Annotated in this window: 12 protein-coding genes; 5 read left to right on the top strand and 7 right to left on the bottom strand. The window is 37.3% G+C overall.

Annotation, left to right across the window (positions count from 1 at the left end):
* Together CK510_RS15515 and psb35 are read left to right on the top strand one after the other, a co-directional pair.
* Nucleotides 1-285, top strand: a 285-nt coding sequence (locus CK510_RS15515; RefSeq protein ID WP_281257040.1) for an IS4 family transposase, incomplete at its 5' end; no start/stop codon positions are given.
* Nucleotides 286-579: 294 nt separating this feature from the next.
* Complete coding sequence (psb35, locus tag CK510_RS15510; RefSeq protein ID WP_095722563.1) at nt 580-783, top strand: photosystem II assembly protein Psb35; 204 nt, start codon at nt 580-582, stop codon at nt 781-783.
* Between the two features lie 48 nt (nt 784-831).
* Here the strand turns inward: psb35 and CK510_RS15505 are convergent, their stop codons facing one another.
* The 3 genes from CK510_RS15505 to CK510_RS15495 all read right to left on the bottom strand — a co-directional run bounded on the left by CK510_RS15505 (nt 832) and on the right by CK510_RS15495 (nt 6,756).
* Nucleotides 832-2,724, bottom strand: a complete 1,893-nt coding sequence (locus CK510_RS15505) for a hybrid sensor histidine kinase/response regulator (protein ID WP_095722562.1) — start codon at nt 2,722-2,724, stop codon at nt 832-834.
* A 14-nt stretch (nt 2,725-2,738) separates the two neighbouring features.
* Nucleotides 2,739-3,125, bottom strand: a complete 387-nt coding sequence (locus CK510_RS15500) for a response regulator (RefSeq protein WP_373695810.1) — start codon at nt 3,123-3,125, stop codon at nt 2,739-2,741.
* A 673-nt stretch (nt 3,126-3,798) separates the two neighbouring features.
* Complete coding sequence (locus CK510_RS15495) at nt 3,799-6,756, bottom strand: PAS domain-containing protein (RefSeq protein WP_095722560.1); 2,958 nt, start codon at nt 6,754-6,756, stop codon at nt 3,799-3,801.
* A 297-nt stretch (nt 6,757-7,053) separates the two neighbouring features.
* Between CK510_RS15495 and CK510_RS31795 the strand changes: the two genes are divergently transcribed.
* Nucleotides 7,054-7,230 carry a hypothetical protein gene (locus CK510_RS31795; RefSeq protein ID WP_158224908.1) on the top strand — a complete coding sequence of 59 codons (177 nt, stop codon included), beginning with the start codon at nt 7,054-7,056 and terminating at the stop codon, nt 7,228-7,230.
* Between the two features lie 112 nt (nt 7,231-7,342).
* Here the strand turns inward: CK510_RS31795 and CK510_RS15485 are convergent, their stop codons facing one another.
* From CK510_RS15485 to CK510_RS15475, 3 genes are all read right to left on the bottom strand, one after another.
* On the bottom strand, nt 7,343-7,909 hold the full coding sequence (locus CK510_RS15485; RefSeq protein WP_095722558.1) for a nucleotidyltransferase family protein: 567 nt from the start codon (nt 7,907-7,909) through the stop codon (nt 7,343-7,345).
* Nucleotides 7,910-7,936: 27 nt separating this feature from the next.
* Nucleotides 7,937-8,656, bottom strand: a complete 720-nt coding sequence (locus CK510_RS15480; protein WP_245912170.1) for a sulfite exporter TauE/SafE family protein — start codon at nt 8,654-8,656, stop codon at nt 7,937-7,939.
* A gap of 270 nt (nt 8,657-8,926) precedes the next feature.
* Nucleotides 8,927-9,727, bottom strand: a complete 801-nt coding sequence (locus CK510_RS15475; protein WP_095722556.1) for a class I SAM-dependent methyltransferase — start codon at nt 9,725-9,727, stop codon at nt 8,927-8,929.
* Nucleotides 9,728-9,977: 250 nt separating this feature from the next.
* Here CK510_RS15475 and CK510_RS15470 point away from each other — a divergent pair, with 250 nt between their 5' ends.
* Nucleotides 9,978-10,892 carry a LysR family transcriptional regulator gene (locus CK510_RS15470; protein WP_095722555.1) on the top strand — a complete coding sequence of 305 codons (915 nt, stop codon included), beginning with the start codon at nt 9,978-9,980 and terminating at the stop codon, nt 10,890-10,892.
* Between the two features lie 113 nt (nt 10,893-11,005).
* On the opposite strand, the gene CK510_RS15465 is transcribed toward CK510_RS15470, so the two are convergent.
* Nucleotides 11,006-11,482, bottom strand: a complete 477-nt coding sequence (locus CK510_RS15465) for a DM13 domain-containing protein (protein ID WP_095722554.1) — start codon at nt 11,480-11,482, stop codon at nt 11,006-11,008.
* 422 nt (nt 11,483-11,904) lie between these two features.
* Here CK510_RS15465 and CK510_RS15460 point away from each other — a divergent pair.
* Nucleotides 11,905-13,741, top strand: a 1,837-nt coding sequence (locus CK510_RS15460; RefSeq protein ID WP_211293204.1) for a glycosyltransferase family 2 protein, incomplete at its 3' end; no start/stop codon positions are given.

Genomic DNA, 13,741 nt, shown 5'->3' with positions numbered 1-13,741 from the left:
CGTTTATTGTGGCTAACTTATGAATCAAGACATAATCCAGATATTAGTTGTGAGACTGTTTTAGATACTATTGAATGGCAATCTTTATGTGTTAGTGTTTCTAAAAATCCAATTCCACCAGAAAAGCCACCAACTTTGAGGGAAGCTATACGCATGATTGCTAGTCTCGGTGGTTTTTTATGCCGTAAAAGCGATGGAGAACCAGGAGTTAAGACTATTTGGAGAGGATTGCGACGATTACACGATATCGCCGCAACTTGGAAATTAGCCCAGCAAACTACCTAGAGTGATGAACGGGACTGTAGAGTCTACAAACACCTTTTCATCGATACCCACATCTTTGTTTATTTGTCAACCTTGATGTTACAGTATAACCGTCAAAGTCTCTACTTATATGAATTCCAGGTTTATTAAGAAAGATGTGACTAATGGATAGCCTTGTAGGGAAGGGGTGGGGTTAGGACAGTGTATTGGATGTAACCGAGAACCTCTATAAATTATTCCCTTTCTCCCTTTGTCCTTTTCCCATTAAGCAGTAATATTTTGTAATATGGTTTTGATAAAATTTATGGTTTTTCTATGGAATTTTTACTTGCAGTTATAGATAAAGCTTCCTATGACTCTTATCTGAAGATAGCTTTGACTGTTGTGGGTATTGGAGGATTCTTAGCAGCTACAATTCTTGGTTCGATTGGCTGGTATAACTCAAAACGTCCCGCAGGTTGGGAAGCGTCAGATACTCCAGGTTGGGTTCCTAAAGTTGGTGAAGATGGGAAGAAGTGAGTCTTCTGTAGGGGCAAACGGTTGTTTGCCCTAATTTGTTGGTGTTCCCTAATGCTGATTTTGGACTGTACTAATTGTTTCCAGTAGTTGCTTGGCAGTATAGGGTTTGGCTAAAAAGGCTTTGACTCCAATTTCGGTGACAGCATATATTTTTTCGCTAGAAGCAAGTCCGCTAACGGCGATAATTTTGACAGTGGGATTGATTTTTTGCAGGGTACGAATTGTGGTGATTCCATCCATTGATGGCATTACCATGTCAGTGACGACAACAGAGATTTCGTCGCGATGTTCGGCATATAGTGCGATCGCTTCAATACCATCCCTAGCTGTGATGGCTTTGTAGTTAAAGGTTTCGAGTGAAGTTTTGGTGACATCGCGAATTGAGTCTTCGTCATCGACGATTAAGATTAATTCACCATTACCTTCGGGGATGTCGTTGTCATCATCGTCGATAGTTTCAGGGATTTGCAGTGCGGGTAAATAGACTTGAAATTTACTACCTTTCCTGGGTTCGCTGTAAACATTAATAAATCCACCGTGGCTTTTGACGATTCCTAAAACGGTTGATAATCCCAGCCCAGTCCCTTTTCCCAGTTCCTTGGTTGTAAAAAATGGTTCAAAGATACGGTCTACAATATCGGGACGGATACCAGTACCTGTATCGCGAATGGTGATTGATATATAGTTGCCAATTTTAGCTTCTATATTCATTTTGGCGTAATTTTCGTCTATAAAAAGATTCTCCGCTTCTATGGTCAATTTTCCGCCGTCTGGCATGGCATCGCGAGCGTTAACGCAGAGATTCATTAAGACTTGGTGGAGTTGGGTAGCGTTACCGGAAACTGTCCATAATTCTTGGGGTATTTGGTTGATGGGGAAAATTGTTTTTGGGAAGGTTTCTTTGATGACTTGCTGAATTTCGTTGATCAGGTGTTTGAGTTGTAGTGGTGTTCTTTCACCTTCAATGCCTCTTGTAAATGATAATACTTGTTTAACGAGGCTTGCTCCACGTTTGGCGTTGGATATTAAGATTGGTAATAGTTTTTTGCTGCGCTCGTCGTGGGAACGGGATTCTAAAAGCTGTGCTGTCATTAAAATCGGTGCGAGGACGTTATTTAAGTCGTGGGCAATTCCACTTGCCAGGGTACCGATACTTTCTAAACGTTGGGCACGAAAAAATTGGGATTCTAATTGTTTCTTTTGAGTAATATCAGTATTGACTACGAGAATTGTTTGGGATTTATCTTCAAATTCCGATACCAGTGTCCAGCGACTTTCAACGATAATTTCACATCCGGACATTGTTGTTTGTCTTAACTCTCCTTCCCAAGCGCCATTTTTGAGTAGCAGATTAAATGCTGATTGTATTTGTAATAAACTTTTTTCTTGCCAAAGTTGGAGAATATTTTTACCAATTGCCTGTTGTTCATTCCATCCATACAACTTTTCGGCGGCTTTGTTCCAAAAAAGTATTTGATTGTTTAAGTCACACACAAATATGGCATCGGTAGCAACATTGAGTAATGCAGCTTGTTGGCGAATTTTGTGTTCGGCACGTTTACGTTCTAAAGCGTAGCGTATAGAACGCTCTAGTAAGGAGGCATTTAATTTACTTTTTTCTAAATAATCGGCTGCACCAGCTTGCATTGCTTGAATATCGATTTCGCGATCGCCTTTACCTGTAAGTAAAATCATCGGTGATGAACAACCATTGGCTACAGCTATACGCAAAAGTTCTAAGCCGCTACTTTCACCTAAGCGATAATCAATTAGATAAATATCATGTTGATTTTTGGCTATGAGATCAATACCAGTCTTGTAATTACTCGCCCATTCTAATTTACAACCTAGAACCTGAAATTCACTACACCAATCGCGAATTAAAATATAATCGTCCTCGTCATCATCGATTAGAAGAACTTCGATTAGGCTGTTTTTCATGTTGCCTCGCCAATTTAAAGCGGTAATTCTACAATTTCAAACCAATATTTACCTATAGTTCGCATTACTTCAACCAATGATTCAAAGTCCATCGGTTTAATAATAAACGAATTCGCTCCTAAATCGTATGTATGGTATATGTCCTCTTCAGCTTTTGATGTTGTCAGTACAATGACTGGTATTTGTTTGAGTTTTGGGTCATTTTTAATCTCTTTGAGAGCCTCACGACCATCTTTTTTGGGCATATTTAAGTCGAGCAAAATCAATCCTGGACGGGGAGAACTCTTAGGATTAGCATATTTACCACGATGGTATAAATAATCCAACAATTCTTCCCCATCTCTGACTACATACAGTTCGCTTAACAATCGGCTTTCTGCTAGCGCTTCCCGTGCTAACATGCAATCGTCTTCATCATCATCTGCTAATAAAATCCTGACGGTTGTTTGCCGACGTATCACTGTGAATTTTCTCCTGTTTGTTGCTAAAAGTGTCAATTAAGCATTAAATCGCAATAAAAAAGTAAATATTCAGATAATTATTCTTATTGTTGATGTGGGTATGATAAACCTTCATAAAGTAGAAAAATGCAGAGAATGAGGAAAATTCACCCATTTTCTTCCACAGAAATTTTTATCTACGATTAAATCACGATTTTACTTAGATATCATTTTTGACTTAACTGATACAAGTATGGTGTATTTATTCGGAAAACTCTGTAATAATTTAATACCTAAGATTGCCTGAATACACTACTAGAAGACGTTTTAGTGAACTGACACGTAACATCTCCAAACGAATAAGCTATGCTTTTGACACAGAATTAGCTGTATAAGTATGTACAAAAAATATAAATTATTAATAAATATTAATAATTATTATCTAGTACCACACGGCGCAAGTAAACCGACTATTGTGAATACCAAACCCGTCACAGCCAGAGAGCCAGAGGTTATAAACCTCTGTCTAATAGCGAAAGTCCTCTTTTAGAGGACTAAATTCAAGCCCTAAATGGTAGGCATATTTACGCCAAGCGGTACTAGTAGTCCTAAATTTCCATGACTGATGAATCGTTTAACTATTTATCGGTAAAGTAACAATAAATTTTGCACCTTCTCCTGGTTGACTTTGGACTGTCAGACTTCCTTGATGTCGTTCGACAATTTTACGGCAAATGGCTAAACCGATACCTGTACCCTCATATTCGCTACGTCCATGTAAGCGTTGGAAGACTTGAAAAATGCGATCGCAATATTTTAGATCGAATCCAATCCCGTTATCCTCCACTGAAAGACGGCATATTTCTTTGCCATTTTCATCTGTAGTAATTTCGCTGTAAATACTGACTGTGGGTACTTTGTTGGGAAGGTGAAATTTCAGGGCATTACCAATTAAATTTTGTAATAATTGTCTGATTTGTAAAGGATCGGCATTGATTATTGGTAAGTTACCAAGTTCTATTTTTCCACCGTTTTGCTGAATTAGAACTTCTAAATCTGATAAAACTTCTTGTGTAATTTGCAATAAGTCTACAGCTACAAATGGTTGTGCCCTTGTTGTCACCCGCGATAGGATTAATAAGTCTTCAATTAGAGCTTGCATTCGTTGGGTTGCATTCAGCATCCTTTCGAGATAGTCATTTGCTTGTGGGGGAAGGATATGTCCGCAGGTGGTTTTGAGCCTGTCGCCAAATGCTTTAATTTTTCGTAATGGCTCCTGTAAGTCGTGGGAAGCGATGAAGGCAAATTGTTGTAATTCTTCGTTAGAACGAGTGAGTTCCTGCCGTTGTAAGGTTTCTTGTTCGAGTAATTTGGCTTGAGCTAGGGCAATCCCAATTTGATCTGCGAGTTGTCGCAGTAGTTCAATTTCCCAACTTGTCCATTCGCGGGTATTAGCACATTGATGGGCAATTAAAAGTCCCCAGAGTTGGTTTTGTCGCAAAATTGGCACAATCAAGTTTGCCTTGACAGCGAATTTTTGGAGAAATTGTCGATGGCAGGGTTGAATATCTGCTGTTTCAAGATTTGCGATCGCGCTGATGCGTCCTTGGCGATATTTGTCGATATAATTTTCACTAAAACAGTGGTCGATGATATCTTGCCCTAAGACTACGGGAAAGCCTGATTTTACAGCTTCTTGAACTGCCGTTACTGTACCATTTGAGCGTAGCCTTAATATGAGTACGCGGTCGGAGTTGAGTAATTTTTGGACTTCGGTGACACTGGTACTGAGAATGTCTTCAATTTGTAATGATTTCCGAATTTTCAGGGTGAAATCTGCGAATAATTGCGATCGCAAGTTTTGCCGTTGTAATTGCTCTTGAACCCGCTTGCGTTCGGAAATATCCATCATTGCCCCAATCACACGGACTGCTTTTCCTGTACTATTGCGAACAACATAGGCACGGTCAAGAATATAAGCATAGGAATCATCAGCACGGCGAAAGCGATATTCAGTAGACCAAGCTTGCTGTCCTTTATCGATAATATTTTGAATATCTGATATGATACGGAGCTTATCGTTGGGGTGAATGCGATCGCGCCACCAAGTTATGTATGGGTCAACTAACTGGGGGGGATAACCAAACAAAGTGTGGATACTTTCATTCCACCATCGGCGATTTGTCTGTAAATCCCAATCCCAAATTGCATCATTTGTTGCCCGTGCCACAATTTGAAACCGTTCTTCACTTTCGCGTAATCTTTCCTCTGTCAATCTACGTTCTATGGCGGCTGCGAGGAGGTTGGCGATAGATTGGAGAAAATAAATGTCATCGCGACTAAAATCGCGGGGTGTGGTTGTATATGTCCCCAGAACCCCAAATGGGCGTTCTCTTCCATGAATTAAAACACTTGCACTGCTAACGATATTGTGAAAGGCAAGTAAATCGGGGGGAGTAAAGCGGGTATCAGTTGTAAAATCGTCAATAATAATACTTTCGCTTGCTAGCAGGGTATCTACGAACTGGGAATCAATCTTCAGCTTTGCCACACATTTCGGTTCCCAACCCACACCAACCCGCAGTAAGAAATTATTTTCCTCTGGGAGTAATTCTAAAACATTACAAAACTCAACTTTTAAAACTGTTGCGATCGCATTTACAGCCTGTTGCATCAACGTTGTTAAATCCAACCCAGCAAGCGCTAATTGACTCAATTCTGCCACAAGTGCTTGGCGATTTGCATACGCTTCCAGCGCAGACTCAGTTTCTTTGCGCTTCGTAATATCCATATCCACCCCAGACATCCCCACAGCCATACCTGAATCATCACGAAACACTAAACCTTTGCTAGCCATCCAGCGAATAGTTCCATCAGGTAATAATGCCCTAAATTCAATGTCGCATTCTGTAGCCTGTTCCACTGTCTGTTGAATTGTATTAATTACTATATCTCGATCTTGTGGATGGATGGAACGCAAAAATGCGTCATAAGTCCCTTCAAAAGTGCCTTTTTCCAAACCAAACAGTGCTTCTTTATTCTCTGACCATGTAACCTTGTCCTCAGCAATATTCCAGTCCCAAATACCCATTTGTGCCGACTTCAAAGCCATCATTAATTGCGCTTCCCGTCGCTTTGACTGTTCGGTTTGATAATGCAATTCTTCCATAGTTCGCTTACCTTCAAGCAAACGATGCACACGCTGACGCAATACCTGCCAGTGGATTGGTTTAGAAATATAATCTGTAGCACCGGATGTAAATGCTCTATCCACTGATGCTTGATCTGATAAGGCTGTAACCATTAAAATTGGAACATTCTTGACTTGATTATTATTAGCTGGATTATTAGAAATATTCTGCGTAGCTTGATTTGGTTGAAGAGTACGCAACAACTCGCAGCAAGTAAAACCATCCATTCCTTCCATCAAAGCATCTAGCAAAACCATATCAGGCTTTAACTCTTGGTATATCGCTAATGCTTGTTCACCTTCGCTAGCTTCTGCTACCTGATATCCTGCTTGCAAAAGAAGTTCTCGCAATTGTATTCTTGCTAAAGCATCATCATCTACAATTAGAATTAATTCATTCATGGGAGTGAGCGATTAAATTCAATACTTGTACTTCAAGAACACACTTAAAAAATCAGTTAATACCTATATTTATCTCAAAATAATAGTAATCGATATTTTAAAAAGAAATTAAGTCTAATTATATAGATTTAATTGTAAATCTCTATGTTTATTCACTAAAAAATAAACATCACATAAATAATAACTTATCATTTATATGATGCACTATAGCATACTGAACATGATATCTATTAGTTGATGAATATAGATAACTTATATATCTTTCTTGAATTTATTTTCGAGTTTGTAGTAACTGTCTTGAAAGTCAAGCTTATCGCAGTCAGGAAAACTCAGGAAATTGGGTTTCTTCCCCCATGCGAAATATCTAATAGTTGGGATAATCCAGAAACCCAATTTCTCTCTAAACGCGAGAACCTGAATAATTATTCGTTGTATCAAACATTCGATGATGGGAGAAACCAGGTTTCTTATTAGTTTTGCATCGAAGATAGTCATACTAGGATAAAGAGAAACCCGGTTTCTTAAACCTTGGTTGGGGAGTCACTGCATCGCGTAACCCAACATCATAATATAAACTTTAAAAATGCTAATTTCTGACTTTCAAACAAGGACATTTTTGTAAAAATTCCACAGATTTATTACTCGCATCAGGATTGTCCATATGCTCAGGAGTTGGGTAAATAATACCGTTAAATAAATCATCCAAACCGTAAGGAATAAAAAAGTCCCATTCTCCTTGTAAATTCATCTTCACCCCTACAGCAGTAGCAGTATGTAACCAATTCATGATACCATTCTCCGTACTCGAATAAGTTCTTCTCCCATTGCGCCAACGAGCAAAACTAGCCTGATTTTTAATATCAAATTCATAATTAGGAAAATTATTTGTCATAATTTCCTTAGCTGCTAATTCTTGACTTCGATTACCATTTAAATCAAAAAAAGCAATATCAAAATCTTTAATAACTAGTTTACAATCATTGCCAAAAATTGAACACCAAACAGTATTACGAACAGCACCACCAGCTAACCACCAATTCGGAAGGCTAAGTTTAGGAATCTCCGCTAACACCTCACCTACAGGGGAATCTGCGAGTATTCTTTTCAATTCTATCTTTAATTCTAATTCCCGATTTGAAAAAGAATAATTCATAACTCCTAGCTCAAAAATCCAAACTGATTATTTCACAAAGAAATAACTAGTCATCATTATTCCAATTCCAATAATAAAACGACGTACCCATTCCGAATTAACTTGACGTGCAAAAAATGCGCTTCCGTAACCACCAATTAAAGCACCAATCGCCATCAAAATCGCTGGAAACCAAACAACAATACCAGCAAAAATGAAATGCAGCAAGGCAAAAGCATTTAAACTAGTCGCTAACCAGCTTTTGATAGCATTCATGTTGTGAATCGTTTTCACACCCATTATTTCCAGAATAGCAAGCATGAGGATACCAGCACCACCACCAAAATAACCACCATAGATGCTTATAGCAAGTTGAATCATAATAGCTAACCAGAGGGGAATCTGAAATCGACTTTGCAACCAAGCATTAAATTTCTTCCCAAAAGCAAATAATACCGTCGCAGTTAGCATCAAATAGGGAATTAAGTTGGCAAAATTAGACGGAGAAGTGTGTAAAAGCAGATAAGAACCAAAAATACCTCCGCAAATACTGGCAGTAGTTAGATATAAAAACTCACGCTTTCCCAAAGACATCTCTCGACGGTAAGCAAAAGTACTCGCAGCAGTTCCAACCCACATTGCAGCAGTATTTGTTGCATTCGCAGAAATTGCCGGAATTCCCGCAATGATTAACGCAGGAAAAGCAATCAATCCACCACCACCAGCAATAGCATTGATAGCACCAGCAATAATAGCTATAAAAAACAAAAATAGATTCAACAGTAATGAGTGTGAAATTAATTGTGAATTCAAATCAAGCATGATTAGAGAAATATAGATTTATTAGTAAAAAATTTGTTTTGTAGAAACATATTTGTTCATTATATTTCTACATTTTTTCTGAGATATAAAGGTTTTCAGTTGAGTTAAATACATTTTGCAATATGCCTTTATACATAAATATTTGTGTGCCGAGAATAGCATAGGGGCAAACGGCTGTTTGCCCTAATTTTTCTATCCCAATGAGAAATATAGTGTCTATTTAATGCCAACAACACGAATCCGTCGATAATCAGCATTCCAAACCCCATCTCGGTATAGGGAGGATTTTAAACGCTGCTCAACTTTTTGAATAACCAGATTTTGCTGTTCGTGGGAAAGTTGGGATAAAAACCGACTAGCAAACATCAATAACCAATTTCGCAAACCCGCATTACCATCAGATAAAGCAGTCGAACGATTGAATAATACAGCATAAATAACATCAAATCCTTGCTGTTCTAAACGAGTTGTATAATCCCCAATACTAGGAAAATACCAAGCGGAAGTATGTGAAGCTAATGTTTGTGAATCAAAACCAATCTCTTCCAAAGCCTCACTTAAGGCACTAGTAATAAATTTAACATTGTCCTTACCACCAAACTCAGCCACAAAACGACCTCCTGGCTTAAGTGCCTGATAAATGCAACGAATTACTGCATCAGCATCAGGTATCCAATGCAGCACTGCATTAGAAAAAACCGCATCAAAAGCCGTATCAAATTTAAAAGAAGCTGCATCAGCAACAGCAAAATTTAAGTTTAGATTTAAATCTGGGTTTAAATCTGAATTAGGATAATTCGCATTTGCTCCCGCAATCATAGCTGCATCAGCATCAATTCCCAATGCGATCGCACCAGTTTCAGCGATTTTTGCAGTCAGTTGCCCTGTTCCACAACCCAAATCGAGAATTTTTTCTCCTGGTTGTGGAGAAAGTAAATTTAGTAAATCTTCTCCGTATTTCCACACAAAAGCATGTTTGCCCTCATAGAGAGCAGTATCCCAAGTATTAGTAGACATAAAATTATTTTGTAGTCTGCACTTCAGTACAGATAGATAATTTTGGGTAATTTTTGAACAGATTCAACCTGACAAAATACTCATTACTTCTATTAATCAGAGTAAACAATTTCAATGTATCTGTCCAATATATTTTTTAGCACCTATTAATACATATAAAATATTAGTCTTGGAAGAAGTTAGGAGTTAGGAATCAGAAATTAGGAATCAAAAGCCAGTATTTAACTATTACCCGATAATCTCATCTCTTATGGAACTGCGACATCTACGCTACTTTGTTACTCTTGCTGAAGAATTACATTTTGGACATGCTGCGGAAAAGTTACACATCGCTCAACCACCTTTAAGTCAGCAAATCCGTCAACTGGAAACAGAGCTTGGTTTTCAACTGTTTCAACGCACTAAACGCTCAGTTCAATTAACCGAAGCTGGACAGGTTTTTCTGTTAGAAGTCAAAAAAATCTTTAAACAGTTAGAACAAGCTATACAAATTGGACGACAAACCAGCCGTGGAGAAATGGGACAATTAGTGTTAGGATTTGTCAGTTCATCTGCATACAGTATTTTACCAGAGATATTGCGGCGATTTCGTGCAGAATTTCCGGGTGTAAAATTGGAATTAAACGAACTTGCAACCGATGAACAGTGGCAATTTTTAAGGGGAGGACGAATTGATGTCGGTTTCCTTCGTCCTGGTTTTTCCCATCATTTAATTGAGGAAGCAATATTTGAAACTGAGACAATATTTTGCGAAGCTTTAGTGATAGCTTTACCCGAAGGACATCGACTTACAAGTAAAGCTGAAATTCCAATAAAGTCATTAATTGATGAGCAATTTATTTTATTTCCACGTAGTTTTTCACCGGGACATTACGATACAATTATTTCTCTTTGTCAGCAGGCTGGTTTTAGTCCAAAAATTATTCAAGAAGCAATTCAAATGCAGACTATAGTAAGTTTGGTCGCAGCACAAATGGGTGTGGCAATTGTCCCATCATCATTACAAAATCTACAGCGTACAGGTGTAATTTATAAACCGATTAAACCTACGAAGGAACTAGCAATAGAAGTTAAACTGAATGTAATTTGGCGTAGAAATAATACATCTCCAACTGTCGAAAAGTTTTTGAATGTGGTGCGTGAAGTGGGTAATAGTTCGATTTGATGGATAATCAATTTTGTAACTCAGTTTGTAATTAAAGATTATGCGATATGTCTCCAGCATTAAGCTATACTTATCGCAATCTTCAATAACCACATTTTACTAGAATATCTCGACTAACTACTTAATGTTGCATATCCATAAGTTGAATTAAATTGACGACACCAAATTGCCACCGATTTAAAATTTGCTAATGTCACATCTTTAGGAATAGCGTAACGTTGGCTACCATTTGTTTTTTCTAAAGCCGCAAGTTGCACATAATCTTGTTCTTTAACACCAGTTTTGGGAACCGATGAATTACGATATAGGATTACAAACAAATCAGGACCATTATCTGTTTTAAAGCTTTTGTCAAACTCAACAAAACGTCTCCCATTCTCACTCACAATCCTTGCATAGCCTTCCGTTGGGTGTTCCGCAGCTACGAAGCTCGCTACTTTTGCTGTTGACGCTTTACTTCTCGTTGTGGGAGTTGTTGTTGATGATGTTTCGCTTGATGTTGAAGTCGAACTTGTCGAACTTATTTCCCTAGAACAACTAACCATTAATAATAGTGCGATCGCAACAACCGGAACAAATCTAAATTTCATACTTTTTTAATAGTTATGGGAACATGAATATATTGACTAAATACCATTTAATCTCTTTAAAGCTTAATCTCTTTAAAGCACAAAAGAATGAGTAAAAGCTGAGAATTTGTTTAAATTTTCTCATACTGATTTTCAGTCTGTTTTAATTAAAACTCCGATCGCGTCAATTAGTATTTGAGCATTCCCATTTCTGCATTGAGATTGGAATACACGAAATACGAAGCTGAATTACTGTCGTTAATAATACTTTTGCGTATAAGTAATTAACAAATTTTGAGATAATTTAACTATTATTAATTAAGACATGCAAAAATTACACTATCTGCATTGTGTAGTATTGCTGAAAACCAAATTTTGAGCAAAAGCATGGGTATCAAATAATCAAGTCAATTATTTTCTTCGTACAATTAATTTATCAAAAAATGTCTACATCACATTCCAAATCCAAAATTCCTAAAATAGTACCTAAGATATCGCCTAAAACTTTAGCAAAACTGAGATACAAGCAAATATTTTCAATGCGATCGCCAACATTAATTTTACTAGGAACTGTCATATTATCGGCAATAGTAGCTGCGGCTTGGTTTGCTGGAGAACACCGTATTAGTCAAATTTTTGAACATGCCAATATTCTCCAACAAAACCCACCAATGTGGTTAGATCTGCCAATGGTGAGGGGGAAATATCTACTTGCTCCAACGATATTTTTATTATTATTCGTGTTAGGTATAATGCGAATTTCTCCCCAACCTCGTATTTGGTCACGCCGAATTGTTGTTAGCATTTTAATCATATTAACATCGCGATATGTAATTTGGCGAAGTCTCTCAACCCTAAACCTAATTAACCCTTTAAATGGTGTATTCAGTATTGGTTTATTTCTCCTAGAGATGATAATGCTAATTGGCAGCATAATCCAGCTATTTTTAATGTTAAATGTGAAAGAGCGTAAAAGGGAAGCTGATATTAATTCCCTTGCAGTGCTGGAAAATAAATTTAATCCTATAGTTGATATTTTTATTCCAACATATGATGAACCAGCTTTTATTTTGCGACGTACAATTATTGGTTGCCAAGCATTAGACTATTCTAACAAGCAAATTTACTTGCTCGATGATACTAATCGTTCGGAAATGGCAAAATTAGCATTAGAATTAGGTTGTAAATATATTAGTAGAGAGGAAAATATTCATGCTAAAGCCGGAAATCTAAATCACGCTCTAACTAAAACCAATGGTGAATTAATAGTTGTTTTCGATGCTGATTTTATTCCCACAACAAACTTCCTTACCCGTACAGTTGGTTTTTTTCAAGATACAAATGTCGCTTTAGTTCAAACTCCCCAAACTTTTTATAATACCGATCCAATTGCTAGAAACCTTGGGTTAGAAAATATTCTTATCCCCGAAGAAGAAGTATTTTATCGACAGGTACAACCACTTCGCGATGGTGTTGATAGTGTGGTTTGTGCGGGAACTTCATTTGTTATTCGTCGCAGTGCATTACAAGAAAGTGGTGGATTTGTCACCGAATCTTTGAGCGAAGATTACTTTACAGGAATTAAATTATCAGCAAATGGCTATCGCTTAATTTATTTAGATGAAAAACTCAGTGCGGGTTTAGCAGCAGAGAATATTTCTGCACATGCAACTCAAAGATTACGCTGGGCAAGGGGAACTCTACAAGGCTTTTTTATTAAATCGAATCCCTTGACAATTCCTGGACTTAACTTAATTCAAAGATTAGCCCATCTCGAAGGATTACTACATTGGTTTACTAGTATTTCACGAGTTTATTTCCTAATAATGCCCCTCGCTTATTCCTTTTTAGGAGTAATTCCTATTCGTTCAACTCCTGCGGAATTAATATTCTATTTTCTACCTTATTATCTAGTTAATCTAACAGTTTTTTCGTGGTTAAATAACCAATCTCGTTCTGCAATTTTATCAGATATTTACTCTTTAATTTTGTGCTTTCCCTTAGCATTCACTGTAATTCAAGTAATGCTAAATCCCTTCTCCAAAGGTTTTCAAGTTACACCGAAGGGAATGGTCAGTAACCGCTATACTTTTAATTGGAATTTAGCTTTACCTTTAATTATTCTTTTCATTGCAACATCTTTGAGTTTGTGGAGAAATTTAGGTATGTCTATGATATTAACAACTATTCCCCAAGATATTAACCTACAAATAAAAGGTATTGGTTTAGGTTGGTTGTGGAGTACCTATAATTTAATTACAATTGGTATTGGTTTATTAG

The sequence above is a fragment of the Brunnivagina elsteri CCALA 953 genome (assembly GCF_002289455.1).
GTDB lineage: Bacteria > Cyanobacteriota > Cyanobacteriia > Cyanobacteriales > Nostocaceae > Brunnivagina > Brunnivagina elsteri.
This window is presented reverse-complemented; position numbering and strand designations above follow the sequence as displayed.